Origin of the sequence: Pseudomonas sp. TH21, from assembly GCF_016651025.1 — a bacterium.
Taxonomy (GTDB): Bacteria; Pseudomonadota; Gammaproteobacteria; order Pseudomonadales; family Pseudomonadaceae; genus Aquipseudomonas; species Aquipseudomonas aylmerensis.
This window is the reverse complement of sequence record NZ_JAEKEQ010000001.1, coordinates 6,461,725-6,487,730: the sequence shown is the minus strand read 5'-3', so window position 1 is coordinate 6,487,730 and position 26,006 is coordinate 6,461,725. Positions and strand designations below refer to the sequence as shown.

Annotated in this window: 20 protein-coding genes; 11 read left to right on the top strand and 9 right to left on the bottom strand. The window is 64.4% G+C overall.

Annotation, left to right across the window (positions count from 1 at the left end):
- The 10 genes from JFU04_RS28950 to JFU04_RS28905 all read left to right on the top strand — a co-directional run bounded on the left by JFU04_RS28950 (nucleotide 1) and on the right by JFU04_RS28905 (nucleotide 14,241).
- On the top strand, nucleotides 1-1,290 hold the full coding sequence (locus JFU04_RS28950; RefSeq protein WP_065902521.1) for a DotU family type VI secretion system protein: 1,290 nt from the start codon (nucleotides 1-3) through the stop codon (nucleotides 1,288-1,290).
- Nucleotides 1,287-4,787 carry a type VI secretion system membrane subunit TssM gene (gene tssM, locus JFU04_RS28945; RefSeq protein WP_201146158.1) on the top strand — a complete coding sequence of 1,167 codons (3,501 nt, stop codon included), beginning with the start codon at nucleotides 1,287-1,289 and terminating at the stop codon, nucleotides 4,785-4,787. Before JFU04_RS28950 ends, tssM begins: the two co-directional genes overlap by 4 nt.
- Nucleotides 4,784-5,437 (top strand): type VI secretion system-associated protein TagF, encoded by a 654-nt coding sequence (gene tagF, locus JFU04_RS28940; RefSeq protein ID WP_065902517.1) that lies wholly within the window; start codon nucleotides 4,784-4,786, stop codon nucleotides 5,435-5,437. The genes tssM and tagF overlap by 4 nt, the downstream gene beginning before the upstream one ends.
- Nucleotides 5,438-6,157, top strand: a complete 720-nt coding sequence (locus tag JFU04_RS28935; RefSeq protein WP_065902515.1) for a PP2C family protein-serine/threonine phosphatase — start codon at nucleotides 5,438-5,440, stop codon at nucleotides 6,155-6,157.
- Nucleotides 6,154-9,135: a serine/threonine-protein kinase gene (locus tag JFU04_RS28930; protein ID WP_201146156.1), complete on the top strand. Its 2,982-nt coding sequence runs from the start codon at nucleotides 6,154-6,156 to the stop codon at nucleotides 9,133-9,135. The genes JFU04_RS28935 and JFU04_RS28930 overlap by 4 nt, the downstream gene beginning before the upstream one ends.
- Nucleotides 9,135-9,839 (top strand): ABC transporter ATP-binding protein, encoded by a 705-nt coding sequence (locus tag JFU04_RS28925; RefSeq protein ID WP_201146154.1) that lies wholly within the window; start codon nucleotides 9,135-9,137, stop codon nucleotides 9,837-9,839. The genes JFU04_RS28930 and JFU04_RS28925 overlap by 1 nt, the downstream gene beginning before the upstream one ends.
- A complete protein-coding gene (locus tag JFU04_RS28920) occupies nucleotides 9,839-11,023 on the top strand; it encodes an ABC transporter permease (RefSeq protein ID WP_201146152.1) in 1,185 nt (394 codons plus the stop codon). The genes JFU04_RS28925 and JFU04_RS28920 overlap by 1 nt, the downstream gene beginning before the upstream one ends.
- A complete protein-coding gene (locus JFU04_RS28915) occupies nucleotides 11,016-12,728 on the top strand; it encodes an SUMF1/EgtB/PvdO family nonheme iron enzyme (RefSeq protein ID WP_065902506.1) in 1,713 nt (570 codons plus the stop codon). The genes JFU04_RS28920 and JFU04_RS28915 overlap by 8 nt, the downstream gene beginning before the upstream one ends.
- Before the next feature lie 84 nt (nucleotides 12,729-12,812).
- Entirely contained in the window at nucleotides 12,813-13,736 is a 924-nt protein-coding gene (gene tagQ / locus JFU04_RS28910) for a type VI secretion system-associated lipoprotein TagQ (RefSeq protein ID WP_065902504.1), read from the top strand.
- A gap of 124 nt (nucleotides 13,737-13,860) precedes the next feature.
- The gene (locus tag JFU04_RS28905; RefSeq protein WP_201146150.1) at nucleotides 13,861-14,241 is read left to right on the top strand and encodes a helicase; all 381 of its coding nucleotides are present in this window, start codon (nucleotides 13,861-13,863) and stop codon (nucleotides 14,239-14,241) included.
- Between the two features lie 180 nt (nucleotides 14,242-14,421).
- On the opposite strand, the gene JFU04_RS28900 is transcribed toward JFU04_RS28905, so the two are convergent.
- The 6 genes from JFU04_RS28900 to exbB all read right to left on the bottom strand — a co-directional run bounded on the left by JFU04_RS28900 (nucleotide 14,422) and on the right by exbB (nucleotide 21,332).
- Complete coding sequence (locus JFU04_RS28900) at nucleotides 14,422-15,822, bottom strand: aminoacyl-tRNA deacylase and HDOD domain-containing protein (RefSeq protein WP_065902502.1); 1,401 nt, start codon at nucleotides 15,820-15,822, stop codon at nucleotides 14,422-14,424.
- A gap of 129 nt (nucleotides 15,823-15,951) precedes the next feature.
- Complete coding sequence (gene recG, locus JFU04_RS28895) at nucleotides 15,952-18,027, bottom strand: ATP-dependent DNA helicase RecG (RefSeq protein ID WP_106805596.1); 2,076 nt, start codon at nucleotides 18,025-18,027, stop codon at nucleotides 15,952-15,954.
- An 8-nt stretch (nucleotides 18,028-18,035) separates the two neighbouring features.
- On the bottom strand, nucleotides 18,036-18,956 hold the full coding sequence (locus JFU04_RS28890) for a hydrogen peroxide-inducible genes activator (RefSeq protein ID WP_065902501.1): 921 nt from the start codon (nucleotides 18,954-18,956) through the stop codon (nucleotides 18,036-18,038).
- Nucleotides 18,957-19,179: 223 nt separating this feature from the next.
- Complete coding sequence (locus JFU04_RS28885; protein WP_065902499.1) at nucleotides 19,180-19,929, bottom strand: TonB family protein; 750 nt, start codon at nucleotides 19,927-19,929, stop codon at nucleotides 19,180-19,182.
- A complete protein-coding gene (gene exbD / locus JFU04_RS28880; protein ID WP_003195519.1) occupies nucleotides 19,926-20,351 on the bottom strand; it encodes a TonB system transport protein ExbD in 426 nt (141 codons plus the stop codon). Before exbD ends, JFU04_RS28885 begins: the two co-directional genes overlap by 4 nt.
- A gap of 6 nt (nucleotides 20,352-20,357) precedes the next feature.
- Nucleotides 20,358-21,332, bottom strand: a complete 975-nt coding sequence (gene exbB, locus JFU04_RS28875) for a tonB-system energizer ExbB (RefSeq protein ID WP_201146148.1) — start codon at nucleotides 21,330-21,332, stop codon at nucleotides 20,358-20,360.
- Nucleotides 21,333-21,520: 188 nt separating this feature from the next.
- Here exbB and JFU04_RS28870 point away from each other — a divergent pair, with 188 nt between their 5' ends.
- Nucleotides 21,521-22,372, top strand: a complete 852-nt coding sequence (locus JFU04_RS28870) for an SDR family oxidoreductase (protein WP_120450510.1) — start codon at nucleotides 21,521-21,523, stop codon at nucleotides 22,370-22,372.
- Between the two features lie 315 nt (nucleotides 22,373-22,687).
- Here JFU04_RS28870 and JFU04_RS28865 read toward each other — a convergent pair whose 3' ends face one another.
- Genes JFU04_RS28865 through spoT form a run of 3 tightly spaced genes read right to left on the bottom strand, consistent with a single transcriptional unit; the run spans nucleotide 22,688 to nucleotide 25,997 of the window.
- Nucleotides 22,688-23,431 carry a hypothetical protein gene (locus JFU04_RS28865; protein WP_065902495.1) on the bottom strand — a complete coding sequence of 248 codons (744 nt, stop codon included), beginning with the start codon at nucleotides 23,429-23,431 and terminating at the stop codon, nucleotides 22,688-22,690.
- A 55-nt stretch (nucleotides 23,432-23,486) separates the two neighbouring features.
- Nucleotides 23,487-23,867, bottom strand: a complete 381-nt coding sequence (locus JFU04_RS28860) for a RidA family protein (RefSeq protein ID WP_003176922.1) — start codon at nucleotides 23,865-23,867, stop codon at nucleotides 23,487-23,489.
- Between the two features lie 24 nt (nucleotides 23,868-23,891).
- Nucleotides 23,892-25,997, bottom strand: coding sequence for a bifunctional GTP diphosphokinase/guanosine-3',5'-bis pyrophosphate 3'-pyrophosphohydrolase (spoT, locus tag JFU04_RS28855; RefSeq protein WP_065902493.1), 2,106 nt, complete (start codon nucleotides 25,995-25,997; stop codon nucleotides 23,892-23,894).
- Nucleotides 25,998-26,006 lie beyond the last annotated feature (9 nt).

Sequence of the window (26,006 nt, the reverse complement as noted above, 5' to 3'; positions counted from 1 at the left end):
ATGCATCCCAATGACGATGACCGCACCCAGTTCATGCCGCGCCCGGGTGGCCGGGCGCCGGAGCCGGTGCGTGCACAACCGGCCCCGCTGTCGATGCCGGCAGCGCCGATCCTGACCGGCAAGAGCCAGGGCCTCAACCCGCTTGAAAGCGCCGCCGGCCCGCTGCTGGCACTGCTCACGCGCCTGCGCAGCACCATCGCCCATCCGGCGCCGGCCAGCCTGCGCGCGCAATTGCTGGCCTACCTGCGCCAGTTCGAAGAACGTGCCGAAGCCGCCGGTGTGGCGCGCAACGAAGTGCTGCTGGCGCGTTACGCGCTGTGCACCGCCCTTGACGAAGCAGTGCTGAGTACGCCGTGGGGCAGTACCAGCGACTGGGGCAAGCAGAGCCTGCTGATCACTGTGCACAACGAGGCCTGGGGCGGCGAAAAGGTCTTCCAGCTGCTCGACCACTGCCTGCAAAGCCCACGGGAACGCCTGTACCTGTTGGAGCTGTTGTACCTGTGCATGTGCCTGGGTTTCGAAGGTCGCTACCGCGTGATGAACGACGGTCGCAGCCAGTTGGAAGCCCTGCGCGAACGCACCGCCGCTGCCATTCGCAGTGCGCGTGGCGAGCACGAGCGCGAGCTGTCGCCGCATTGGCGCGGCGTGACGGTGGCGCGCGACCGGTTGGCGCAGTTCATGCCGCCGTGGATCGCCGTGGCCATCGGCCTGGCGCTGCTGCTGGCGCTGCTGTTTGGTTTGCGCATGAAGCTGGCCGCGGACGCCGAGCCGGTGTTCAAGAATATCCATGCCCTGGGCGAAATCCCGGTGCAGGCCATCGACCGTCCGGTGGCGCAGCCCAAAGTCATCGAACGGCCGCGCCTGGCGGGTTTCCTGGTGGAAGACATCAAGGCCGGTCGCGTTGCGGTGGAGGATGCGGTCGACCGTTCCGTGGTGACGATCCGCGGCGATGAACTGTTCGCCTCCGCCAGCTCCAGCATTGTCGATGACTACCAGCCGCTGATGCTGCGGATTGCCGACGCCATCCGCAAGGTCAAGGGCCAGGTGCGCGTGACCGGGCACAGCGACAACCGCCCGATTGCCACGCTGCGCTTCCCATCGAACTGGGCGCTGTCCGAAGCACGCGCCAAGTCGGTGCTGGAGATCCTGGCGGCCAAGACCGGCCAGGCCGATCGCTTCAGTGCCGAAGGCAGAAGCGACACCGAGCCGGTGGCGACCAACGCCACTGCCGAAGGCCGTGCCCGCAATCGTCGGGTTGAAATCACCGTATTGGCGGAGGGCGTCGAGTGAAGGCGTTTTTCAGTTTCATGATTCGCTGGGTGATCCCCGTCCTGGGCCTGATCGCCCTGAGCCTGATCATCTGGTTTGTCGGGCCATTGCTCGACGTGCTGGTGCCCGAAGGGCGACGCTGGGCGCTGATCATCCTGGTGTTTGCGCTGTGGATCGCCTACCGCGTGTTCCGCATCCTCCAGGCCCGGCGCCAGGCCGCCGAAGTGATGCGCAGCCTGGCGGCGGAAACCCCGGCCGACCCCAACAGCGTGGCCACCGCCGAAGAACTCACCACCCTGCGCCAGCGCATGGACGAAGCCCTGGCGCTGCTGAAAAAGGCCAAGCTGGGCGGTGATGAGCGGCGCAACCTTTACGAGCTGCCGTGGTACGTGATCATCGGCCCGCCGGGTTCGGGCAAGACCACTGCGCTGGTCAATTCCGGGCTGCACTTTCCGCTCGCCGCCCAGTTGGGCGCCGGAGCGGTGCGCGGTGTCGGTGGTACGCGCAACTGTGACTGGTGGTTTACCGACCAGGCCGTTTTGCTCGACACCGCCGGCCGCTACACCACCCAGGACAGCAACTCCACGGTGGACAAGGCTGCGTGGCTGGGCTTTCTCGACCTGCTGAAAAAGCAGCGTTCGCGCCGCCCGATCGATGGCGCCTTCATCGCCATCAGCCTGTCGGACCTGCTGCTGGGCAGTGACGAGGAACGCGCTGCCCACGCCGCCGCGATTCGCCTGCGGATCCAGGAGCTGTACACCCAACTGGGCGTGCGCTTCCCGATCTACCTGATGCTGACCAAGCTCGACCTGGTGCCGGGCTTCATGGAGTTCTTCGACAACCTGAGCAAGGAAGAGCGCGCCCAGGTGTGGGGCATGACCTTTGCCCTCGATGACGGCAAGAACAGCGACAGCCCGCTGGCGCACTTGCAAAGCGAATTCGCCGGCCTGGAGCAGCGCCTCAACGAGCGCCTGGTCGAACGTCTGCAACAGGAACGCGACCCGGCGCGGCGCGACCTGATCTATGGCTTCCCGCAGCAGTTCGGCGCCTTGAAGGATTGCCTGCAAAGCTTTCTTGAGGGCGTGTTCAAGCCCAATGCCTTTGAAGAGCGCGTGCTGCTGCGCGGCGTGTACTTCACCAGCGGCACCCAGGAAGGCAGCCCGATCGACCGCCTGATCGGCGCCATGGCCCAAAGCATGAACCTGGACCGCCAGCACCTGGCGCGCCAGAGTGGCACCGGGCGCAGTTACTTCATCGAAAAACTCTTCACCGCCGTAGCCTTCGCCGAGCGCGGGCTGGTGGGGGTGAACCCGAAGGTCGAGCGCCGGCGCAAGTGGATCGCGCGCGGCGTGCTTGCGGCCACCGTGGCGTTGGTGGTGGTGGTCAGCGGCCTGTGGTGGGTGAGCTATCGCGCCAACCAGGCGTATATCGCCCAGGTCGACCAGAAGGCCGCGCCCCTCGGCCAGACCGTGCAGAACCTCAGCCCGGCGCAGCGTGATGTGCTCGCGGTGCTGCCGCTGCTCAACGCGGTTAAAAACCTGGCGGGCGACTCGCCGAGCTGGTCCGAAGGGTTGGGCCTGTATCAGGGCGACATGCTTGAAGCCGAGTCCGCCAGCGTCTATCGCAAGCTGTTGATCGCCGTCTTCGCGCCACGCCTGGTGACGCGCATCGAAGAGCAACTGCACGGCGGCGGCAATTCGGACTTCCTCTACGAAGGGCTCAAGGCTTACCTGATGCTCGCCGACACCGAGCACTATGACCCGGACTTCATCAAGGCCTGGATCGCCCTGGACTGGGATCGCAACCTGCCGCGCGACTTGCCGGCCGACCAGCGCCAGGCCTTGACCGGGCACTTGCAGGCCCTGTTCGAACGCCATCCGCCGAGCGCGCGGCTCGACCCGCGCCTGATCGACGACCTGCGTCGCCAGCTGCAGCAACTGCCGGTGGCGCAGCGCGTCTACGACCGGGTCAAGCGTCAGAAGCTGCCCGAAGGCATCCCGGACTTTCGCCTCAACGAAGCCGCTGGGCGTGACGCGGCGCTGGTGTTCAGCCGCAAGAGCGGCAAGCCGCTGGGCGAGCCGTTGAGTGGGTTCTTCACCGCCAAGGGCTATCGCCAGGCGTTCCTGCTGAGCAGCCTGAATCAGACCGGCACCCTGGCCGAGGAGCAATGGGTGCTCGGCCATGAGCAGGCCGACCAGCAAAACGTGGTGAGCCTGGCCGCCGATGTGCGGCGCCTGTATTTCCAGGATTACCAGCGCCAGTGGGATGCCTTGCTCGCCGATATCGACTTTGTGCCGATCACCAGCGTGGCCCAGGCCGCCGACGTGCTGCGGGTGATTTCCGGCCCGACCTCGCCGCTGAAAAAACTGCTGGTGGCGGTGGCCAGGGAAACCGATCTGCAGGCGGAAGAGCGCCAGCTGGCGGCCAAGGGCGTACCGGTGGAAGGCGGCGTCGACAAGCTCAAGGAGCGTCTCGGCAGTCTGCTCGGCCAGGAGCAACCTGTCGCCAATGCACCGCAGGCGGCAGACGATCCGGTGACCGCGCACTTTGCCGAACTCAACAGCATCGTCAGCAAGAACGAAGGCGAGCCGGCAGCTATCGATGGCCTGCTGGCGGACATGAACGCGCTGTATGTGCAGGTCAGCGCCATGGTCGGCGCCAGCGGTGATGCCTTGCTCGGCGAGGCGAAGAACCAGGCAGCGGCGGCAGCCACGCGGGTCAGCCTGAATGCCGAACGCCAACCGCCGCTGGTGCAGGGCATGGTCAAGTCGGTGGTCAATTCCACTACCAACAGCATGATGGGCGGCGTGCGCAACCAGCTGAACGCGGCTTGGGTCAGCGAAGTGGTCAACGTGTATCGCCAGTCCCTGGCCGGGCGCTACCCGATGGCGCCGGGCAGCGCGCGGGATGCCACCCTGGATGACTTCGGCCAGTTCTTCGGCGTGGGCGGGGTAATGGATAACTACTTCCGCAAATACCTGCAGCCGTACGTGGACACCTCCGCGCAGACCTGGCGCTGGCAGCCGGGTGCGGCGCAGAAGCTCGGCATTGCGCCGGGCGTGCTGCAGACCTTCCAGCGCGCCGCGACGATTCGCGATGCGTTCTTCCGCGCCGGCGGCACCCAGCCGATCGTGCGGTTCGAACTCAAGCCGGTGTCGATGGACCCGACCATCACTCAGTTCCTGCTTGACCTCGACGGCCAGCAATTGAGTTACGACCATGGCCCGAGCCGCCCGGTGGCGATGCAATGGCCGAACCCCGGCAGCATTGGCGTGGTGCGTATTTCGATCATGCCGCCGTCGGCCAGCGGGCGCTCCGGGGTGACGTTGGACGGGCCGTGGGCATGGTTCCGCCTGCTGGAGCAATCGGACCTGACCGCCGGCAACTCGCCGGATCGCTTCAACCTGCGCCTGCGGGTCGACGGCGCGAGCATTGCCTACGAACTGCGCGCCAACAGCGCTTTCAACCCGTTCAAGAGCCGTGTGCTCAGTGGCTTCAGCCTGCCGGAGCGGCTATGACGACTTTGGGTTTCTACGGCAAGCTGGCCAGCCGCGGCGACTTTGTCAGCCGCGCCTTGCCGCAGAGTTTTATCGGCCCGTGGGACAGCTGGCTGGCGGCGGGACTGCTCGCCAGCCAGCACAGCCTCGGCGCCGACTGGCTCAACGTGTACCTGGTCAGCCCGCTGTGGCGCTTTGTACTGGCGCCGGGCGTGTGCGGGCCGGACGCGGCGGCGGGCGTGGTGATGCCGAGCATCGACCGGGTCGGGCGCTATTTCCCGCTGGCGGTGGTGGCCTTGCTGGATCACGACACCAATCCTGCCTCCCTGGTGGGCGGGCCGGACACCTGGTTCGAACACGCTGAAGAGCTGTTGCTCAGCACCCTGGATGCTGGCGCCTCGTTCGAAAGCTTCAATGCTGGCCTCGATAGCCTGGGCGTGCCGGCAAGCACATTGCGCGCGGTGGACAGTCGTTTCGCCGGCCTGCAACGCGTAGCGGCCAGCGAGCCCGAGCAGCGCATGAATGCGCTCGCCGAACAGGCCTGCGACGGTGCGAGCCTGTGGTGGGGCCGTGGTTCGCAGACGATTTCCCCTGGTTTATTGCGGTGTCAGGGCCTGCCTGCCACCGGCGATTTTGCGCAGTTTTTGCTCGGACAAGAAGGTGTGGTGTAGATGGGGTCGACGTACAAATCCGCGAGCAAAAGCCATGTGGGCATGGTCCGCCAGGTCAACGAAGACGCGTGCCTGGACCTGCCGGAGAATCGCCTGTGGGTGGTCGCCGATGGCATGGGCGGGCATGCGGCGGGGGACTACGTCAGCAGCCTGATCGTCGACAGCCTGCGCAGCCTCCCCGTGGGGCGTTCCCTCGACGAATACTCGGCGGCGCTGCGCAATGACCTGATCCGCATCAACGCGGCCGTGCGTGAAGAAACTGCCAACCGTGGTGTGACGATGATGGGCAGCACCGTGGTCGTGCTGGCCGCGCGCGGCTTGCGCGGCGTGTGCCTGTGGGCGGGCGACAGCCGCCTGTACCGCCTGCGCGACGGCGTGCTCGAAGGCATCTCCCGCGACCACAGCTACGTCCAGGACTTGCAAGACAGCGGCTTGCTCAGCGAAGCCGACGCCCGTGTGCACCCACGCGCCAACATTGTCACCCGCGCGATTGGCGTGGAAGCCCAGTTGGAGCTGGCGGTAATCGACCTGCTGATCGCACCTGGCGACAGCTACCTGTTGTGCAGCGACGGCTTGAACAAAACCGTCGAAGACCATGAAATCCGCGAAGTGCTCAGCCACGACGCGCCGGATGAAATCGTGCGCAGCCTGGTGCACCTGGGGCTTAACCGGGGTGCGCCGGACAACATCACCGCCATCGTCGTGAAGGTATCGGCATGAACATCCTGATTCCCGGCTATGACATCGAAGGCGAAATCGGCGAAGGCGCCATGGCCAGCGTGTACCTGGCGACCCAGCGTTCGCTGGAGCGCAAGGTCGCATTGAAGGTGATGGCGGCGGCACTGGCGGCCGACCCGAGCTTCTGCGAACGCTTCCTGCGCGAGGGCAAGACCCTGGCGCGTTTGTCGCACCCGCACACAGTGACCATCCATGACATCGGCAATGTCGGTGAGCTGTATTACATGGCCATGGAATACCTGCCCAACGGCACGCTGAAAGAGCGCATCGCCGCCGGCCTGACGCCGGAGCAGGGCGTGACGCTGATTCGCCAGATCGCCTCGGCACTTGGCTATGCGCATGCCCAGGGCCTGGTGCACCGCGACGTCAAGCCGGCGAACATTCTGTTTCGCGCCGATGGCACGGCGGTACTGTCGGACTTCGGCATCGCCAAGTCCCTGGACGACCGCACCCAGTTCACCCAGGCCGGGTTTGCCGTGGGCACGCCGAGCTACATGAGCCCGGAACAGGCGCGGGGCCAGGAGATCGATGGCCGCGCCGACCTGTATGCGTTGGGCGTGGTGTTGTACGAAATCCTCGTCGGCAAGCTGCCGTACAACGGCACCGATGCGCTGTCCACGGCGCTGGCGCACCTGACCGAGCCTTTGCCGGAGCTGCCGGTGCACCACGGGCGTTATCAGGACGTGCTGCGCAAGCTGTTGGCCAAGGACCCGGCGGAGCGTTTCCCGGATGCGGCGGCGTTGCTGGCAGCGCTGGACAACCTGCCAGCGGAGTCGTTGGAAGCCACCCTGGTGCGGCCGTTGCCGATCCCGCTGAGCTTCGACCTGGCGGGCATGACGCCGGTCACCATCGACATCCCGACCGATAAACCCCAGCCGCAGCCGGTGCGTCAGCCGGTGGTGACGCCGACCCAGCACAACGCCGTGTCCGAGCAGCGCCGTGGGCCGGTGTTGGCATTGGCCGCGGTGGCCGTGGCGGTCGCGTTGGCCATTGGTGGCGCGAGCTACTGGTGGCTGAGTGGCAACGATGAGCCCGCCAAGCCGCCGGCTGCCGTGCTGCCCAAGGCGCCGCCGGCCGAGGCGACACCGGCAGTGGCCGAAGTGGACGGCGGTCAGCGCCCGCTGCTGATGGCCGGCAAGAAAACCTTGTTCCAGCGCGTGCTCAGCAAGCCGGGCGCCAAGCTCTCGCATGATGCCGGTGGCGCGCCAGGCGAAGGACTGCCGGCGTTTTCCGTGCTCTACGTTTATCAGCGCAAGGACGTCGATGGCAGCCCGTGGGTCCGCGTCGGCGCCGCCACCGATGGCCGCAGCGATGGCTGGTTGCCGGCCGCGCAAGTGAGTGACTGGAAGCAGAGCCTGGTGCTCAAGTTCACCGAGCGCTCGGGCCGGGCGCCGGTGATGTTCCTGCGCCAGTCCAGCGAAGTCGAGAAGCTGCTGGCCGACCCCGCCGCCGCCAAGGGCGCGTTGGCCAAGGCGCAAAAAAACAGCGACGACAACGGCCAGGTGCTGGCCCTTGAACCGACCGCCAGTGCGGTGCCGCAGAACCAGTTCTACCTGCTGCCGATCTTCGATTCCAAAGAGAGTTTCGACGAAAACGGCCAGCCGGTGCAGTTGCTCAACGTGGCCTCCATCGACCCCGGCACCGCCGCCGCCAAGCCGGCCACGCCGGTGCTGAATGCCAACGCGGACGCCTTCCGTACCGCCGTGGTGCTGGTGGTCGATACCACCGTGTCCATGCAGCCCTATATCGACCAGATCCGCGATGTGGTGCACGAGCTGCAAACCCGCATCGCCGAGCGTGGCGAGTTGGACAGTGTCAGCTTCGGCATGGTCGGTTTTCGCAGCAGCATCAAGAAAACCCCGGGCCTGGAATACGTGGCCAAGACCCTGATCACCCTCGATCAGGGCCGCGACCCGCAGCGTTTTCTCGACATGGCGCGCCAGGTCAAGGCGTCCACCGTGTCCAGCCACTCGTTCAACGAGGACGCGTTCGCCGGCGTGATGCAGGCCGTGGACGGCATGGACTGGTCCGGCTATGGCGGTCGCATCATCCTGCTGGTGACCGATGCCGGCGCACTGCGCAAGAACGACCCTTTCGCGGCCACCCAGATGAACGAAGCCGAAGTACGCCAGGCCGCGCTGGGCAAGCAGATCAAGATCTACGCGCTGCACCTGCGCACCGACGCCGGCAAGAAAACCCACGCCGGTGCCGAGAGCCAGTACCGCATTCTCACGGCCGACGCCAACCCGCAGATCGCCGATCTGTACACGGCGGTGCCGGGTGGCGATGTGCGCAAGTTGGGTGAGCGTGTCGACGAGATCGGCACGGTGTTCGCCAACCTTGTCCATCAGGTGCGCAGCAATACGCCGCAGCCGGTGCCGCAGTTGAGCAGTGCGCCGAGCCTGGCGGACAAATCGGCGGCGGTCGGCTACGCGATGCACATGGATTTCCTCGGGCGCAAAACCGCGAGCCAGGCGCCGCAGCTGGTCAGCGCCTGGACCGCCGACCGCGACCTGACCAACCCGGCGCTGCCGGCGTTCCAGGTGTGTGTGATGCTGACCAAGTTGCAGCTCAATGACCTGCAGCAGTCGCTGAAACTGATTGTCGACGCGGCGCGCAAGACCCAGACCTCGCCCAAGGATTTCTTCCAGGAAATTGCCAGCGCCTCGGCTTATATGAGCCGCGACCCGCAAGCCCTGCGCAAGGGCGGCAACCTGGCCGACGGCGGCATTCTCGGCGAATACCTGGAAGGCCTGCCGTACCGCAGCAAGTCGCTGAACATGACCCAGGACTTGTGGTTGTCGTTGAGCGTGGCCGAGCAGGAAGACTTTATCGACGAGCTGGACTCGAAAATCCGTCTCTACGAAACCTTCCACAACGACGTGGCCAACTGGGTCCGTTTCGGCGATGCCGAGCCGGGCGATGCGTTGTACCGCGTGCCGCTGTCGACGCTGCCTTGATGCTGAACCTGAGCGCGGTGCACAAGAGCCGTGGTGTCGATAGCCAGCGTTACAGCCTGGTGATTCCGGCGCTGGCGCTGCGTGCCGGTGAGCAAGTGGCAATCGTCGGTCCGAGCGGCTGTGGCAAAAGCACCTTGCTGGATTTGCTCGCGCTGGTATTGGCGCCGGATCAAGTCGGTCAGTTTGACTTCCATCAGCAGGATATTGCCGGGTTGTGGCGCGCCGATCAGCAATCCACCCTGGCCGAGCTGCGCAGCAGGCACCTGGGTTATGTGCTGCAAACCGGCGGGCTGCTGGGGTTTCTGGATGTGCGCAGCAATATCGCGCTGTCGCGGCAACTGCTGGGCCTGAAGGATGACGGCAGCGTGGCGCGCCTGGCCGCGCAGTTGGAAATCAGCGATCAGTTGATGAAGAAGCCGGCAGCGCTGTCGGTGGGGCAACGCCAGCGTGTGAGCTGCGCCCGCGCGCTGGCCCATGCGCCGCAGCTGGTGCTGGCGGACGAGCCGACTGCCTCGCTTGACCCGCTGAACGCCGAGCGCGTGATGCACGCGCTGCTGGCCCAGGCTCGCGAGCATCGCGCCGCCTGCGTGATTGCCACCCATGACGAGGCCCTGGCGCGTGCCAGCGGCTTGCAGGTGCGGCGCATCAGTTGTCGTCGCGACACCGACGGCGGTGTCACCGCGACGCTCGGGGAGGCGAGCTGATGCGCATCCCTCTGGTGGCCTCCCTGGCTTGGCAGGATTACCGCAACGACGCGTGGCTGTCGGCCTGCTCGGTGCTGGCACTGGTCGCCGTGATCGCGCCGTTGCTGGTGTTATTCGGCCTGAAATTTGGACTGGTTAGCAGTTTGACCGAACGTTTGGAGACCGACCCCGCGACCCGTGAAATTATTCCGTTGGGCGGTGGTCGATTCAGCAGCGCATTTGTCGAGCAACTGGGCCAGCGCCCGGATGTGGCGTTTGCACTGCCACGTACACGGCAGATTGCAGCCACCGCGCAAGTGGGCACGCTGACCCTGGAAATGCTGCCGACAGCGTCGGGCGATCCGTTGCTGGCGGGCGTGCCGATGCCGCGCGGGCTGGATCAGATCGTGCTGAGCCACACCGCCGCCGAAAAGCTCGCGGCGCGGCCAGGCGATTGGCTGGAAACCAGCTTTGCACGGCAAGTGGCGGGGCGCGTCGAGGCCCGGCGCACACGCCTGCAGGTGCTGGCGGTAGTGCCGCTGGAAGCCTTTGCACGCGACGGGTTGTTTGCTGATTTGAGTTTGCTGGAAGCGGCCGAGGATTACCGCGATGGCCGCGCCGTACCGGCATTGGGTTGGGACGGTGAAGCCGTGGGCGTGAGCGAGCAGCGCGTGTACCCGGCGTTTCGCTTGTATGCGCGCAGCCTGGTCGACGTGGAGCCGCTGCGGGTGTATTTCGCCGGGCAGAACCTGCTGGTGTCGACCCAGGCGCACACCATCGCCCAGGTGCAGTCGTTGAGCCGCAACCTGTCGATTGTGTTCTGGATCATCGCCGGGTTGGCGTTGGCGGGGGCGTTCGCAGCGATCTTCGCCGGGGCGTTGGCTGCGGTGGCGCGCAAGCGTCGGGAATTGTCGGTGCTGCGCCTGCTGGGCTTTTCCACCGGCGCGCTGTTGCTGTTTGTGGTGATGCAGGCGCTGTACAGCGCAGGTGTTGCCGCCGTGCTGAGTGCCGGGCTGTATGCACTGGCCGAGGCGGGGTTGAATCAATTATTCGTGCAGGTGCCGGGCGAACACGCCAGCCACCTGCTGGCGCGTCATTACGCCCTGGCCCTGGTTGCAGTCCTTGGCGTCAGCGCCGTGGCGGCGGCCTGTGGCGGTTGGCGAGTGGCGCGTATCCAGGCTTCTGAAGGAATCAGAGATGTATAAGTTACTGGGCGCCTGTGTGGCGCTGAGCCTGGCCTCGATGGCCTGGGCCGATGAGGCAAGCGACAAGCTCGACAACCCCAAGCCGTTGCCCGGCGACGTCAGCCTGCCGCTGCCGTGCGAAGGCAATATGCTGTTTCGCTACGCCTACGTCCTGGCCCAGGGCACCCTGGACGATCGCGAGATCAGCCTCGGCTATCCCTTTGCCGAAGGTGAGGCGGGCTACCAGCAGTCGTTTATTTCCGGTTACCGCCGCGACTTCATCAACGGCCAGTTCACCCTCAAGGACCTGCCGAAGGAGTGGAACAAAGTCATCGCGCCACTGATGCCGAAGACCGACGCCAAGACCCCGCTCAAGCCCATGCTCTACTTCATCGGCAAGTACGAAGTGACTGCCCGCCAGTACGCCCAGGTGATGTCCCAGGCGCAGTCGCTGGCCAGCGGCGAGCCGGCGCCGGCCTGCGATGTTCCCAGCGGCATGGCCGGGCGTTTGCCCAAGGTCAAGCTCTCGCGCTTTGAGGCCGAGCGCTTCTCGGCGGTGTACAGCGCCTGGTTGATGAAATACCACCGTGACTTGCTGCCGGTCAGCGGGCGCGGTTCGTCGGCGGATGACGGCGGCCTGGGGTTTGTGCGCCTGCCCACCGAAGTGGAATGGGAATTCGCCGCGCGCGGCGGCCACGCGGTGAGCCGCCAGGATCTGGAAGGGCGCCTGTTCCCGCGCCGCACTGACGGCAGTGACAGCGACGGCCCGCTAGGTGATTACGCAGTCTTCAACCAGGTCGCCGGTGGCACCGGGCAGGCGGCGCGGTTGATGCCCATCGGCACCAAATTGCCCAACCCGATCGGTATGTTCGATGTGATCGGCAACGCCGCGGAAATGGTCCAGGAGTCTTTCCAGCTGGTGCACGCCGGGCGTCGCCAGGGCACCTACGGCGGCTTTGTGGTCAAGGGCGGCAACTACCTGGAAGGTGAGGGGACGCTGTTTACCGGCATGCGTCGCGAATACCCGCTGTTCGCTGCCGATGGCACCGAGCAGAGCAACGAAACCACCGGCTTCCGCGTGGCGATGGGGGCCTTGTCGGCGCCGCGCTCGCGCTACAAGGAATTGTTCGCGCAGTGGCAGAAAGAAGGTCGCCTGGCCGCGCTGACCGACGCCATCGACGATGCCCAGGACCCGACCAAGCGCCTGGACAGCATCATCGCCGCCAGCGCCGACCCCAAGCTGCAGGCCGAGCTGGGGTTGGTCAACGAAGAGCTCAAGCGCAATGTCTCGCTGATCGCCCAGCAACGCGAAGAGGCGGCGGGCAACCTGATCCAGTCGGCCGCGTTGGTGGCTGAGACCATCAGTAACTACAACATCCGCCTGGCCAACCTGCAGAAGAGTCGCCAGCAGGCCCTGGACAACAAGGACGAGGCCAGCGCGCAGTTGTTCGCCACCGCCATCGACAACGGACGCAGCGCCCTCGACGGCGCGGTGGCGATCTATATCGACAACCTGGCCACCGGCACGCGCTACACCGATGCGGTGATCCAGGCACAGTTTCAACGAATCAAGGAAGAGTTGGATCGCAAACCCGTGCTCGGCAAGAGCCTGGTGACGCGCGCAACACTGTTCGTCCGCCATGTCGGCAACTACCGCAAGCAACAGCGGGCCGACCCGGCGACGATCTTGAAGGAATTGCTCGCAGCGAGCGGTCAGCGGTCTTGATCGTTGGCTGTATGGCGAGCTTGGAAGGGACTCAGGCGGCGGTGGGCCGTGCTGGGCAAGTCAAACTTAAAAGAGAACACATCTATGCTTTTTTCCCGTAAGGCGGTTTCCAAGCGTCACTTGCTGCTGATCGCGGCCGGTTTCAGTACCGTGCTGACTGGCTGCGCCACGTCGCCGGCGTCCAAGGTCGCGTCGAGCACCAAGGTCGAGTACTACCCCAACTGCTACGAGCCGGTGCAGCACCTGCGCGCCACCGATTCGGACATGACCAAGTCGGTCGTCACCGGTGCCGCCCTCGGCGCGGCCGGCGGTGCACTGCTTGGCGCCTTGACCGGCGACTCCGACAAGCGCGGCCGCAACGCGGCGATCGGCGCAGCGGGCGGCGCCCTGGCCGGCGGCGCGGCGGGTTACTACACCGAGCGTCAGAAGCAGATCACCGATGACAACCAGCGCATCGCGTCGTACTCCACCGACTTCAACAAAAGCGCTTCCGACATCGACCGCAGCACCGCCTACGCCAAGGCGTCCCAGCAGTGCTACCAGAGCGCGTTCACCAAGCTGGTGGCCGACCGCAAGGCCAAGACCGTCAATGACACCGAAGGCCGCAAGCGCCTGGCAGAAATCGTCGCGGGCCTGAAGGAGTCCAATGACCTGATCGTCGCGGTCAACGGCAAAGCCAGCGAAGACCTGAACAACTACACCCAGGCCTACGAGCAAGACCTGCAGCAGGTAGGCGTGCAGCGCGCCGACGTGGTCACCGTGGCCACCGCCGACACCACGCCGCCCGTGGCCCCGGCCAAAGGCAAGAAAGCCGTGAAGCCAGCGAAGAAGCCTGCGCTGCCAGTGGTGCCTAAAGAAGCGGTAACCACCGAGAAGAGCATCCAGACCGTGCAGGCCAAGCAAGCTGAAAGCAAGCAGGTCGCCAGCGCCGGCAAGGCGCAGATCGAAGGCACCTGCCGCGATCCAAACCTGGCCGACTGGGCGCCGGTGCCTTGCCCTAACGTTTAAGCAACATGTTGCTATAAGCGTTAAACGCCAGCCGATCTCCGTCTAAAGCGCGAGATCGGTGGCGTTCCTCGATCAAATCGTTACACTGCTGCGGCCACTCAATAATTACACCGAGGCCGTGTGCATGAAATTTCGTCTTCTGCTGTGGGTGCTGGGCCTGCTGATGGGCAAAGCCAGCCGCACCAATCCTGCCTTCCAGCAACAGCTGGGTGACAAAGACCTGGCGTTCCAGTTGCAGACACTGGACGGCAAGGTTGCCCGTCACTTCGTCGTCAAAGACCAGCGCATTACCAGCCACTCGGGTGTTCACCCGACGCCGGCGTTTGCCATCGCGTTCAAGGATGCCGCCTATGGCTTCGCCACGATGCAGGCGAAGAACAAGCAACTGGCGTTCATGACGGGGATTCAGGACAAGTCGATCCAGATCAAGGGCAACCCGGCGCTGGTGATCTGGTTCCAGGGGCTGACCAAGTATTTGAAGCCGAAGAAAAAGAAGAAAACCTGAAACCGCCTTTTTTTGGCAGGCGATCCTCTTTGTGGCGAGCGGGCTTGCCCCGCGTTGGGCTGCGCAGCAGCCCCCTGTTCAGGCCACCGCGTCATTTCATCAAGAGTAGGGTGTCAGGTTTTAGAGCCGCTTCGCGGCCCGACGCGGGACAAGCCCGCTCGCCACAATTGCGCTTGAGGGTTAGGCCTGGCTGAACTGCGAAGCCAGCTCACGCAACAGCACCTCGGCATCCAGTACCTTGCCTACAACTTCTTCAGCCTTGTCGCGCGTCAGTCCCAGGCGCTCAAGCAGCGCGTCCGGAATCGCCTCGTCCGGCCCGGAGCCGATCCCACGGCTGCGCAGCAGGCGCACGGCCAGGCACACCAGGTTCGGGTACTCGGCGTATTGGCCGTCGTAGGTCGGGTCGTGCTGGAAGCGCAGGGCGGTGGACAGTTCGTCCGGCATGTCCCAGTAGCGCATCAACCAGGCGCCGATCTGCTCGCGGCTGATGCCCAGCAAGTGCTGTTCGACATAGCTGTGGCACAGGTGCGGGTTGACCTCCAGGTGCCGGCAGATCAGCGAGAAATGCGGCGGGAACACGTGGGCCAGCAACAGGTAGCCGAAGTTGTGCAGCAAGCCGGCCAGGTAGGTCAGGCCCGCTTCCGGGCGCTGGGCGCGCGGCATGGCGCGGGTCAGGCCTTCGATCACGGCGGCGGTGTAGATCGACTGGTGCCAGTACGGCGTCGACTGATGCGGGTGGTCCTTGGGCAGGCTCAGGGTCTTGCCCAGGGCCAGGCCCAGCGCGAGGTTGATCACCAGGTCAAAGCCCAGCACGCGCACGATGGCGTCTTCCACCGAACGGATCTTGCCCGGCGACGCGTAGTACGGCGATGCGGCCCAGCTCACTACCTGCGCGGCCAAGGCCGGGTCGGTTTCCACTACACCGGTGATGTCGTCGATGGTGGCGTTGGGGTCGACCCGCAGCTTGATGATTTTCTGCGCGGTATCGGCCAGCGGTGGAATCTCGATGGTCGCTTCCAGGCGCTGCTGGATCCGGCGGGCAGTGAATGCCTGCATCGCCTGGGTGATTTCCTCGCGGTCATCATTGGGACGATCGAGGTTGGGGCGAATATTACTCAGCGGCTCGCCGAAGTGGCCGGCGCTGGCCTTGGTGAGCATCGTCTTGAATGCGTCGCTGGTGATTTCCAGCAGCAGCCCGGCTTCGCCCGAATGCACCAGCAGGCTCGGCTCGTCGAGCAGGCTGCCTTCATACAGGCACGGCGAACTGGTGAGAGGCGGCAGGCCCGGCAGCAGGCTCAGGTCATGCTTGCCCAGCATGCGTTCAACGCGGTCCGGCGACACGGCGGTGAGGCGGCGCCCGGTGAGTTCGGCGAGGCGGTTGAGATCGAGCAACTGGTTCTGCGGGAACAGCACCATCAGTGCGCCCACCGCATCTTCCAGCAGCACGGCCTGGACCTTTCGCGCAGGATTCAGGCCCGGTTGGTCGGCAACTTCCGTGTAGCTGACGGCGAGCTTAGCGAGCAGAGCCCGAATGACCGGCGGGGCGGTCAGCGGGGCTGTGGCGAGGGCAACTTCTGACATGGCCTGATCCAATTTCCTACAGTCACCGAAGTATAACCAGCTTGATACATATGTTGGTCGACTAACTGCGGTTTGTGACGCGGTTAGCGAAGGGGCCGGGCGTTCTGGCGCTATCGCCGGCGGGGAGGGTCAGACCTGGCCGTATTGTTGGCCGTGGCGCAACCAGCGATCCAGCAGCGGGCTGACGTGGTCCGGCCAGCGCTCGAGCAGCGCCTGCGCGGCATCGCGTACGGCGGGCAGCAGATCGGCGTCGCGCATCAGGTCGGCGACCTTGAATTGCAGCAGGCCGGTCTGGCGCGTGCCGAGCATTTCGCCGGGGCCGCGCAGTTCGAGGTCTTTCTCGGCGATGACAAAACCGTCGTTGGTTTCACGCATGATGCCCAGGCGCTGACGGCCGATCTGCGACAGCGGTGGGTGGTAGAGCAGCACGCAGTGGCTGGCCGCGCTGCCCCGGCCGACGCGGCCGCGCAATTGGTGCAGCTGCGCCAGGCCCAGGCGTTCTGGGTTTTCGATGATCATCAGGCTGGCATTGGGCACGTCCACGCCGACTTCAATGACGGTCGTGGCGACCAACAGTTGCAGGTTGCCAGCCTTGAACTCGGCCATCACCGCGGCCTTTTCTGCGGGTTTCATGCGGCCGTGGATCAGCCCGACCTTGAGTTCGCCCAAGGCGCTGGTGAGGTCTTCATAGGTGGTTTCGGCGGCCTGGCAGGTCAGCTCCTCGGACTCCTCGATCAGCGTGCACACCCAATAGGCCTGGCGGCCCTCGGCGCAGGCTCCACGCACGCGCTCGATGACTTCGACGCGGCGGGTGTCGGTGACCAGCACGGTGTTGACCGGGGTACGACCGGGGGGCAGTTCGTCGAGGATCGACGTGTCGAGGTCGGCGTAAGCGCTCATGGCCAGGGTGCGCGGGATCGGGGTGGCGGTCATGATCAACTGGTGCGGGCTCATGCGTCCGCCCACGCCTTTCTGGCGCAGCGCCAGGCGTTGTTGCACGCCGAAGCGGTGCTGTTCATCGATGATCACCAAGGCCAGGTTCTTGAATCGCACTTCGTCCTGGAACAGCGCGTGCGTGCCCACCACCATGGGCGCGCCGCCGGCGATTTGCTCCAGCGCTGCTGCGCGGTTCTTGCCCTTGAGCTTGCCAGCCAGCCAGGCCACTTCCAGGCCCAGCGGTTCGAGCCAGCGCTTGAACGTGATGAAGTGCTGCTCGGCGAGAATCTCGGTGGGCGCCATCAGCGCCACTTGGTAGCCGGCCTCCAGGGCTTGCAGGGCCGCGAGGGCCGCGACCACGGTCTTGCCTGCGCCCACGTCGCCCTGGATCAGGCGCAGCATGGGTTCTTTCTGGCTCAGGTCGTAGGCGATTTCATTGCCGACGCGCTGCTGGGCACCGGTCGGGGCAAAACCGAGGTTGGCCAGGTATTGCGCAGGCAGGCGCGTGGCCTTGGGCATGGCCGGCGCGCGCAACGAACGCATGCTTTCGCGCAGGCGCTGCTGGGACAGTTGGTGGGTCAGCAATTCTTCGAAGGCCAGGCGGTGCTGGGCCCAATGATGACCGAGGGCCAACTCGTCGACGTCGGCGTCGGCCGGCGGGTGATGCAGGTAACGAATCGCATCGTCCAGTGGCGCCAGTTGGTAGTCGCGAGCCAGCTCCAGGGGCAGCCAGTCGGGCAGGCTCTTGGGGCCGAGCAGGGTCAGGGTTTGCATGCACAGCTGGCGCAGACGCTGTTGGGTCAGGCCTTCGGTCAGCGGGTAGATCGGGGTGAGCGTGGTGTCCACCGGCGGCGGCTCGTCGCCGGTGATGGCGCGGTATTCCGGGTGGTAGATCTCCAGGCCGGACGCGCCGGGGCGAGCTTCACCGTAGCAGCGCACGCGGGTGCCGCGCTTGAGGCCTTCTTTCTGGGCGTTGCTGAAATGGTAGAAGCGCAGGCTCAAGCCGCCGGTGCCGTCCTGAAGGCGCACGACCAGACTGCGGCGCTTGCCCATCACCACGTCGGCGCCGCTGACGGTGCCCTCGACCACTGCATCCTGCCCTGGGCGCAAATGGCCAATCGGCACCACGCGGGTACGATCCTGGTAACGCAGGGGCAGGTGGAACAGCACGTCCTGGAGGTTTTCCAGGCCGACTTTGGCCAGCTTTTCAGCCATGGCCTCACCGACACCCTTGAGTGCCGTCACCGACACCTGCGACAGCTCAGTCATACCGTTAATCAGCTCGCAGCAGGCGGCTTGGCCACCGAGCACAGGCGGATCGAGTCCGCGAGGATCTCAATGGCCTTGGGCCGCGGGAAACTCGCGCGCCAGGCGATCGCCACGGTACGAAACGGCACCGGTGGCGTCAGTGGGCGTACTTCGATCACGCCGGGGGCGTAGTGATGGCTGTCCACCGCCGACAGCGGCAGGATCGAAATGCCCAGGCCGGAGGCGACCATGTGGCGGATGGTTTCCAGGGAACTGGATTCCACAGTGGTGTGCTTGGCGCCGTCGTTGCCTTTGGTCAGGGTTGGGCAGGCTTCCAGGACCTGGTCGCGGAAGCAGTGACCTTCGCCGAGCAGCAGCAGGCTCTTGTCGTTGAGCAGGCCGGCGTCGATGGTGTCTTTTTTCGTCCACGGGTGGGAGGCCGGCATCAGCACGTAGAACGGCTCGTCGTAGAGCGGCAGGGTCAACACATCCGCTTCATTGAACGGCAGGGCGATGATGATCGCGTCCAGTTCACCATTGCGCAGCTTGTCGCGCAGGATGTGGGTGAAGTTTTCTTCGATATACAGCGGCATCTGCGGCGCGACGCGATGCAGTTGCGGGATCAGGTGCGGGAACAGGTACGGGCCGACCGTGTAGATGGCGCCGACTTTCAGCGGTGCGGTCAGCTGGTTCTTGCCGGCCTGGGCCAGTTCGCGAATGCTTTGCGCTTGCTCCAGCACCTTCTGGGCCTGGGCCACGATGCCTTCGCCCACCGGGGTGAGGCGCACGGCGCTCTTGCTGCGCTCGAAAATCAGCACACCGAGTTCGTCTTCAAGCTTTTTCACGCCCACCGACAGCGTCGGCTGGCTGACGTGGCAACGCTCGGCCGCATGGCCGAAGTGCTGCTCTTGGGCGAGGGTAACGATGTAGCGTAATTCTGTAAGAGTCATAGCGGGCGTCCATGAGGTTGCGAGCCAAGCATACCGGCTGCAATCGATAGACGCACGTTATCAGAACTTTGGTGGGGATTGAGCGGGGAGTGTGGCGGATTTTGCTGAAGCGATAAAAACAATCTGGGCTTGCCCGCGATGCACACACCTCGGTCTATCCGTTGCACCGAGGTGATGCTATCGCAGGCAAGCCAGCGCCCACACAAGTTGACTCCCGCAATCCTTAGCGGCGGCGTTTCTCGATGTTGTACACGAACGGTGCAACGATCTCGATGCTGCCGCCCTTGAGCATGTCGGCCGGAGGCTTGGGCAGCGGCTGGGCACGACGGATCATGTCCAGGGTGGCGCGGTCCAGGTCGGCGTTGCCGGAGCGGCCCACCAACTCGTAGGACAGCACATTGCCGTCGGCGTCGACCACAAAGCGCAAGCGGTTCAGGCCTTCCTTGCCACGCGCCTGGGCACCTGGCGGGTACTTCTTGTACTTCTGCAAGTGAGCCAGCAGGGTGCCTTCCCAGGACGCCTTGGCCGCGACTTGCTGCGGCGACGGGCCTGGAACCGGCTGGGCCGATTTTTCAGCCGGTGCGTTGGTCGGCGGAGCGTCGCTCGGCGGCTCTTCGGATGGTTTCTCCTTGGGCGGCTCGGGCTTTTTCTCCACCGGCTTGGGCGGTTGTGGCTTGGGCTTGGGCTTGACCGGCTTGGGCACCTGGATCGTCGGCTTGGGTGCCTCGGCCAGTTTCGGCAGCGGCAGCTCTTCCACCGGCGCCGGTGGTTGCGGCGGCGTTACGACTTTGGGCGGAGCCGGCGGCGGCGGTGCAGGCATCGGTGCCAGGTCGATGACCATGGCGGCCGGTGGCAGCTGCACCGTATGCGGCGCCGACCAGTGGAGCGCGATGGCAATCGCGACGGCATGCACGCCCAGCACGACGGCGAGGCTGGTGCCATAACGCGTCAGTTTGTGGCGCGTCGTGATCATTTTTTGGCTGCCGTCTCGAGTCCGACCAGGCCCACCTTGAGGTAGCCGGCTGCCCGCAGGGCATCCATCACGCTCATCAGGTCGCCGTAGTCCACGCCCTTGTCAGCCTGGAAGAAGATCGTCGTGTCTTTCTTGCCTTGGGTCTTGGCGTCGAGCACCGGCCCCAGGGTTTCAGCCTTGACTTCTTCTTCGCCCAGGAACAGGCGTTGGTCCGCCTTGACGCTGAGGAAGATCGGTTTCTCTGGCCGCGGCGCCGGCTTGGCGCTGGAGGCGGGCAGGTCAACCTTGATGTCCACGGTGGCCAACGGTGCTGCCACCATGAAGATGATCAGCAGCACCAGCATCACGTCGATAAATGGCGTGACGTTGATTTCGTGGTTCTCGACGAGTTCGTCGTCGCCTTGATTCAAATGCAGGCCCATGGCCGATTACCCCACTTTCACCATGTGCGGTTGCGAGCTGCGCTCGGTAGGCAGGTGATCGAGGTCGCGGCTGACCAGCAGCAGGACTTCTGCCGACGCGTCCGAGACCTGGGCCTTGTAGCCGGCGATCGAACGGGCGAAGACGTTGTAGATCACCACCGCAGGAATTGCCGCAACCAGGCCCAGGGCGGTTGCCAGCAGGGCTTCGGCGATGCCCGGGGCAACGACGGCGAGGTTGGTGGTCTGGGTTTTGGCGATGCCGATGAAGCTGTTCATGATGCCCCATACGGTACCGAACAGGCCGACGAAAGGCGCGGTGGAACCGATGGTCGCCAGCACGCCGGTGCCGCTGCTCATGTTACGACCGCAGGCGGCTACCAGGCGCTCCAGGCGGAAGGCCACGCGTTCCTTGATACCTTCTTTTTCGCGGGTGTTGGCCGACAGGCGCATTTCTTCCAGCGCGTCGTGCACCAGGGTGTTGGCCAGGGTGCCCTTCTTGGTTGCCGTCTCGCTGGCTTCCTTGAGGGTGGTGGCTTTTTTCAGGTGGACGATCTCGGTGCGCAGGCGACGCTTGGCGCCCAGCAGCTCGAAGCCCTTGGCGATCCAGATGGTCCAGGTGATGATCGAGGCGATGGCCAGGCCGATCATCACGGCTTTCACCACCACGTCAGCGTTCTGGTACATGCCCCACGGCGACAGGTCGTGGGCCATGCCCAGGGTGTTGTCTTCTTCCAGGACCACACCGGTATCGTCAGCGGGAGCGGCTGGGTCTGCAGCCTGGGCCGGGTCGGAGGCGGCTGGCGCAGCGGCTGGAGCAGCCGTGCTGTGCTCGGCTGCCGGGGCCGCGGCGGGTGCGGTGGCGTCAGCAAATGCGGCGGTCGGTGCCAGCAGTACGCTGAACAGCAGCGCAGCAATCGCGCGCCAGGCGCGGGATGGGCTGTGAAGCTTGGTTGGCGAAGCGGGGTTTGTATTACGTGTCATGCTGGCCGGACCTGAGTAAAGAAAATGAGTTGAGCGTCCTTCCAGGCCTGGGGGCCGAGGACAAATGGGCGGTTATTATTGCAAGTAATTCTTGTTAACAGAAGTAATACAGTTACTTTATTTGTCCTTTTTGTGGCCGCCTGTCATGTGTGAAGGCTAACCTAGACCTTTCTGTACGGAGTTTTCTGATGTCTGCGCCTTCTGTTGTGATTGCCGGTTGTGGCGATGTGGGTAGTCGGCTGGCTAGCCAATTGCTTGCCTCGGAATGGGAGGTTTATGGCCTGCGACGTGATATTTCACGCCTGCCCGACGGGGTGATCGGCATCGCCGGCGACCTGTTCAAAAAGGATTGCCCTGACACCTGGCCGATCGGCGGGGTGGATTACCTGGTGTATTGCGCCGCCGCGACGGATCACGATGAGGCCGGCTATCGCGCAGCCTACGTACAAGGTTTGCAGCACGTGCTGGAATGGCTGGGCGACTACGGCCAGGTGCCGAAACACCTGCTGTTTGTATCCAGCAGCAGCGTCTACGGGCAGCAGAACGGCGAGTGGGTCGACGAAACATCCGAGACCCAGGCGAAGGGCTATTCCGGCCAGGTAATGCTGGAGGCCGAGCAAGTCGCGCTCAACAGCGGTATCCCCGCCAGCATCGTGCGCCTGACCGGCATTTACGGCCCGGGCCGTGAGTGGCTGTTAAGCCAGGTCCGGCAGGGTTACCGCGTGGCGATCGACCCGCCTTTATATGGCAACCGGATTCACGCGGACGATGCCGCGGGCCTGTTGGCTTTTTTGCTGCGGCACGTGGAGCAGGGCGGTTCGCTGGACAAGGTCTACATCGGCGTCGACGACGCGCCTGCGCCATTGGCGGAAGTGGTGGGCTGGTTGCGTGAATACCTGGGCGTGACCGAGTGGGCCGCCGACGCCAGTGTGCGTCGTGCCGGCAGCAAGCAGTGCAGCAATGCCCGCGCCAAGGCGCTGGGCTGGAAGCCGACCTACCCAACCTATCGAGAAGGCTACGCGTCGATTCTCAAAGGCTGAAACACGGCCAGAGGATGTGTGGCTTGCCTGCGATGACGGTGGCACATCCAGCAAAGCGGGTGACTGGTAAACCGCTATCGCAGGCAAGCCAGCTCCCACATTGGAGGCCGCAGCGCCCCAGCCAATGCGCTGGACTGGAAGCCAAAGTTCCCAACTATCGAGAAGGCCGTGCGGCGATCCTCGAGGATTGAAACGCGGTAAAAATGTGGGAGCGGGCTTGCTCGCGAATACGCAGTGTCAGTCACTGAATATGTTTCTGATGCACCGCTTTCGCGAGCAAGCCCCGCTCCTAGATTCAGTTCAGCGCTCGGCCGCTTATTGCTTTTCCAGCAACCACTGCCGAGGGCCAGGGGTGAACGAGGGCACTTCGTCTGTCTGGGCGGTATTGATAGCCTGGAAGATTTCCAGCTGCTTGCCCTTGCGCACGAAGATCCACGGGTTGCCCTGGCCGTTGAGCTGCAGCCAGATACTGTCGTAGCCGCCGCTCATGGAGGCGCAATCGCCCGCCAGGCACAGTGAGTACTGATCCACATTGGGCAGGCCCGCGACCTTGCCGTTGGCCTGGAACTGCACGATGGCGCCGTTGCCGAAGCCGTCCGTGATCTTCCAGTCGCCGCCCATGTAGGCCGCGTACAGTGCCCGCTCGAAGTTGGCGCCCAGGGGCGCACCCTCCGGGGCAGGGTCTTTGGCGCGGGCGAACAGTTGCTCGGGCTCGTTATCGTTGGCCACCTGCAGCAATTGCTTGCCCTTGCGCTTGAGTTCGGTCGCGGAGCTGCCGTAGAAGTCCACGCTCCAGGCACCGGATTTTTCGCCGAGCAACTTGCCCTCGGCGACTTCGAAACCGTTGTAGTAGCGCGCCTGCGAAGCCTTGGTGTTGATTTCCCACTCAAGGTTCGGGCCGTAGCTTTGCAGCGCTTCACGCAAAGGGCCGCCCTTGGACGCCGCGTCGATGGCGGCCTGGTTGATCCAGGTACCGCTCACATCCACATCGGCAGGGTTGCTGGCGCAGCCGCCGAGCAACAGGGCCAGCGTTGATAGGGCTACAAGCGCTTTGCGCATCATGAAATCCTTCTGAAACGAAGTCGGCGCAGCTGGGGAAGCTGCGCCGGGTGTTTTACTCGATGACCAGGATCGCGTCCATCTCAACCTGCGCACCCTTTGGCAGGGCGGCAACGCCAATGGCGGCGCGGGCTGGGTACGGCTGTTCGAAGTACTTGCCCATGATCTCGTTGACCTTGGCGAAGTGGCTCAGGTCGGTGAGGAAGATGTTCAGCTTGACGATGTCCTTGAACGAACCGCCAGCCGCTTCGGCCACCGACTTGAGGTTTTCGAAGACCTGTACAGTCTGTGCTTCGAAGCCTTCAACCAGTTCCATGGTCTTTGGGTCCAGCGGGATCTGGCCGGACATGTAGACGGTGTTGCCCGCCTTGATGGCCTGGGAGTAGGTGCCGATGGCGGCCGGGGCCTTGTCGCTGGTGATAACGGTCTTGGTCATGAGTGACTCCTTGTAAGAGGTGGGTTATGCACGCATACGGGTGATGCGGATCACACCGGTCAAGGCGCGCAGTTTCTTGATCACGCGGGCCAGGTGCACGCGGTCGTGCACGCTGACCACCAGTTGGACCACGCTGATGCGACCATCACGCTCGTCCATGCTGATTTTCTCGATATTGCCGTCGGCCGCGTTGACGCTGCTGGCCAGCAGGGCGATCAGGCCACGCTGGTGCTCCAGCTCTACCCGCAGCTCGACATTGAATTCGCCGGTGACATCCTTGGCCCAAGAAAGCTGGATGCATTTTTCCGGGTTGTGGCGGATTTCGCTGATATTGCGGCAGTTGTCCAGGTGCACCACCATGCCTTTGCCCGCCGACAGGTGGCCGACAATCGGGTCGCCCGGGATCGGCGTACAGCACTTGGCGTAGCTGAGCACCAGGCCCTCGGTGCCGCGAATCGCCAGTGGGCCTTCCGGGCTCGGTAGCTGTTCGCCTTCGCCGAGCAGGCGGCGGGCGACCACGTAGGCCATGCGGTTACCCAGGCCGATATCTTCCAGCAGGTCTTCGATGGTTTCCTGGCGATACTCATGCAGCATCGCTTGCACGCGTTCTGCAGGAATCTTGTCCAGGGCGCTGTCGAAACCGTTGAGCACTTTGTTCAGCAGGCGTTCGCCGAGGCTGATGGATTCGGAACGGCGTTGCAGTTTCAGGGCGTGGCGAATATGCGTACGCGCCTTGCCGGTGACCACGAAGTTGAGCCAGGCCGGGTTCGGGCGAGCGCCTGGAGCGCTGACGATCTCGACCGTGGAGCCGCTTTGTAGCGGTTCGGACAGCGGCGCGAGACGACGATTGATCCGACAGGCAATGCAGCTGTTGCCCACGTCGGTATGCACCGCGTAGGCAAAGTCGACAGCCGTGGAGCCTTTGGGCAGCTCCATGATCCGGCCTTTTGGCGTGAACACGTAGACCTCGTCCGGGAACAGGTCGATCTTCACGCTTTCGATGAATTCCAGGGAGTTGCCAGCACGTTGCTGCATCTCCAGCACACCCTTGACCCACTGGCGGGCGCGGGCATGCGTGCCTTTTGGCTGCTCGTCGCCGGTGGACTTGTACAGCCAATGGGCGGCAATACCGTTGTTGGCCATCTCTTCCATTTCGCGGGTGCGGATCTGGATCTCGATCGGCACTCCATGCATACCGAACAGCGTGGTATGCAGCGACTGGTAGCCGTTGGCCTTGGGAATCGCGATGTAGTCCTTGAAGCGTCCCGGCAGGGGTTTGTACAAATTATGTACAGCGCCGAGCACGCGGTAGCAGGTGTCGACTTTGTCGACGATGATCCGGAACGCGTACACATCCATGATCTCGTTGAAGGCCCGGCGCTTGCCGCGCATCTTCTTGTAGATGCCATAGATGTGTTTCTGCCGGCCGCTGACTTCGCCCTCGATCTCGTCGATCGCCAGGCAATGGCTCAGCGACTCTTCGATCTTGTTGACGATTTCCTTGCGGTTGCCCCGGGCGCGCTTGACCGCCTGGTAGATGCGCGCCGAGCGCATCGGATGCATGGCCTTGAAGCCGAGGTCTTCGAACTCGATACGAATGGCGTGCATGCCCAGCCGGTTGGCGATGGGCGCGTAGATTTCCAGGGTTTCCTTGGCGATGCGCCGGCGTTTTTCGCCGGACAGCACTTCCAGCGTGCGCATGTTGTGCAGCCGGTCGGCCAGCTTGACCAGGATCACCCGGATGTCCCGGGCCATGGCCATGGCCATCTTCTGGAAGTTTTCCGCCTGGGCTTCGGCCTTGGTCTCGAAGTTCATCTGGGTCAGTTTGCTGACCCCGTCGACCAGTTCGGCCACGGTTTCGCCAAATTGCGCGCTGAGCGCTTCCTTGGCAATGCCGGTGTCTTCGATCACGTCATGCAGCATCGCGGCCATCAGGCTCTGATGGTCCATGTGCATGTCGGCAAGAATATTTGCCACCGCAAGAGGATGGGTGACATACGCCTCGCCGCTGCGGCGGCGTTGGCCGTCGTGGGCTTGTTCGGCGTAGAAATACGCTCGGCGGACCAGGTTGACCTGGTCTGGGCCGAGGTAGGTCGATAAGCGATCGGCGAGGGCGTCTATGCTCGGCATAGGAATGAC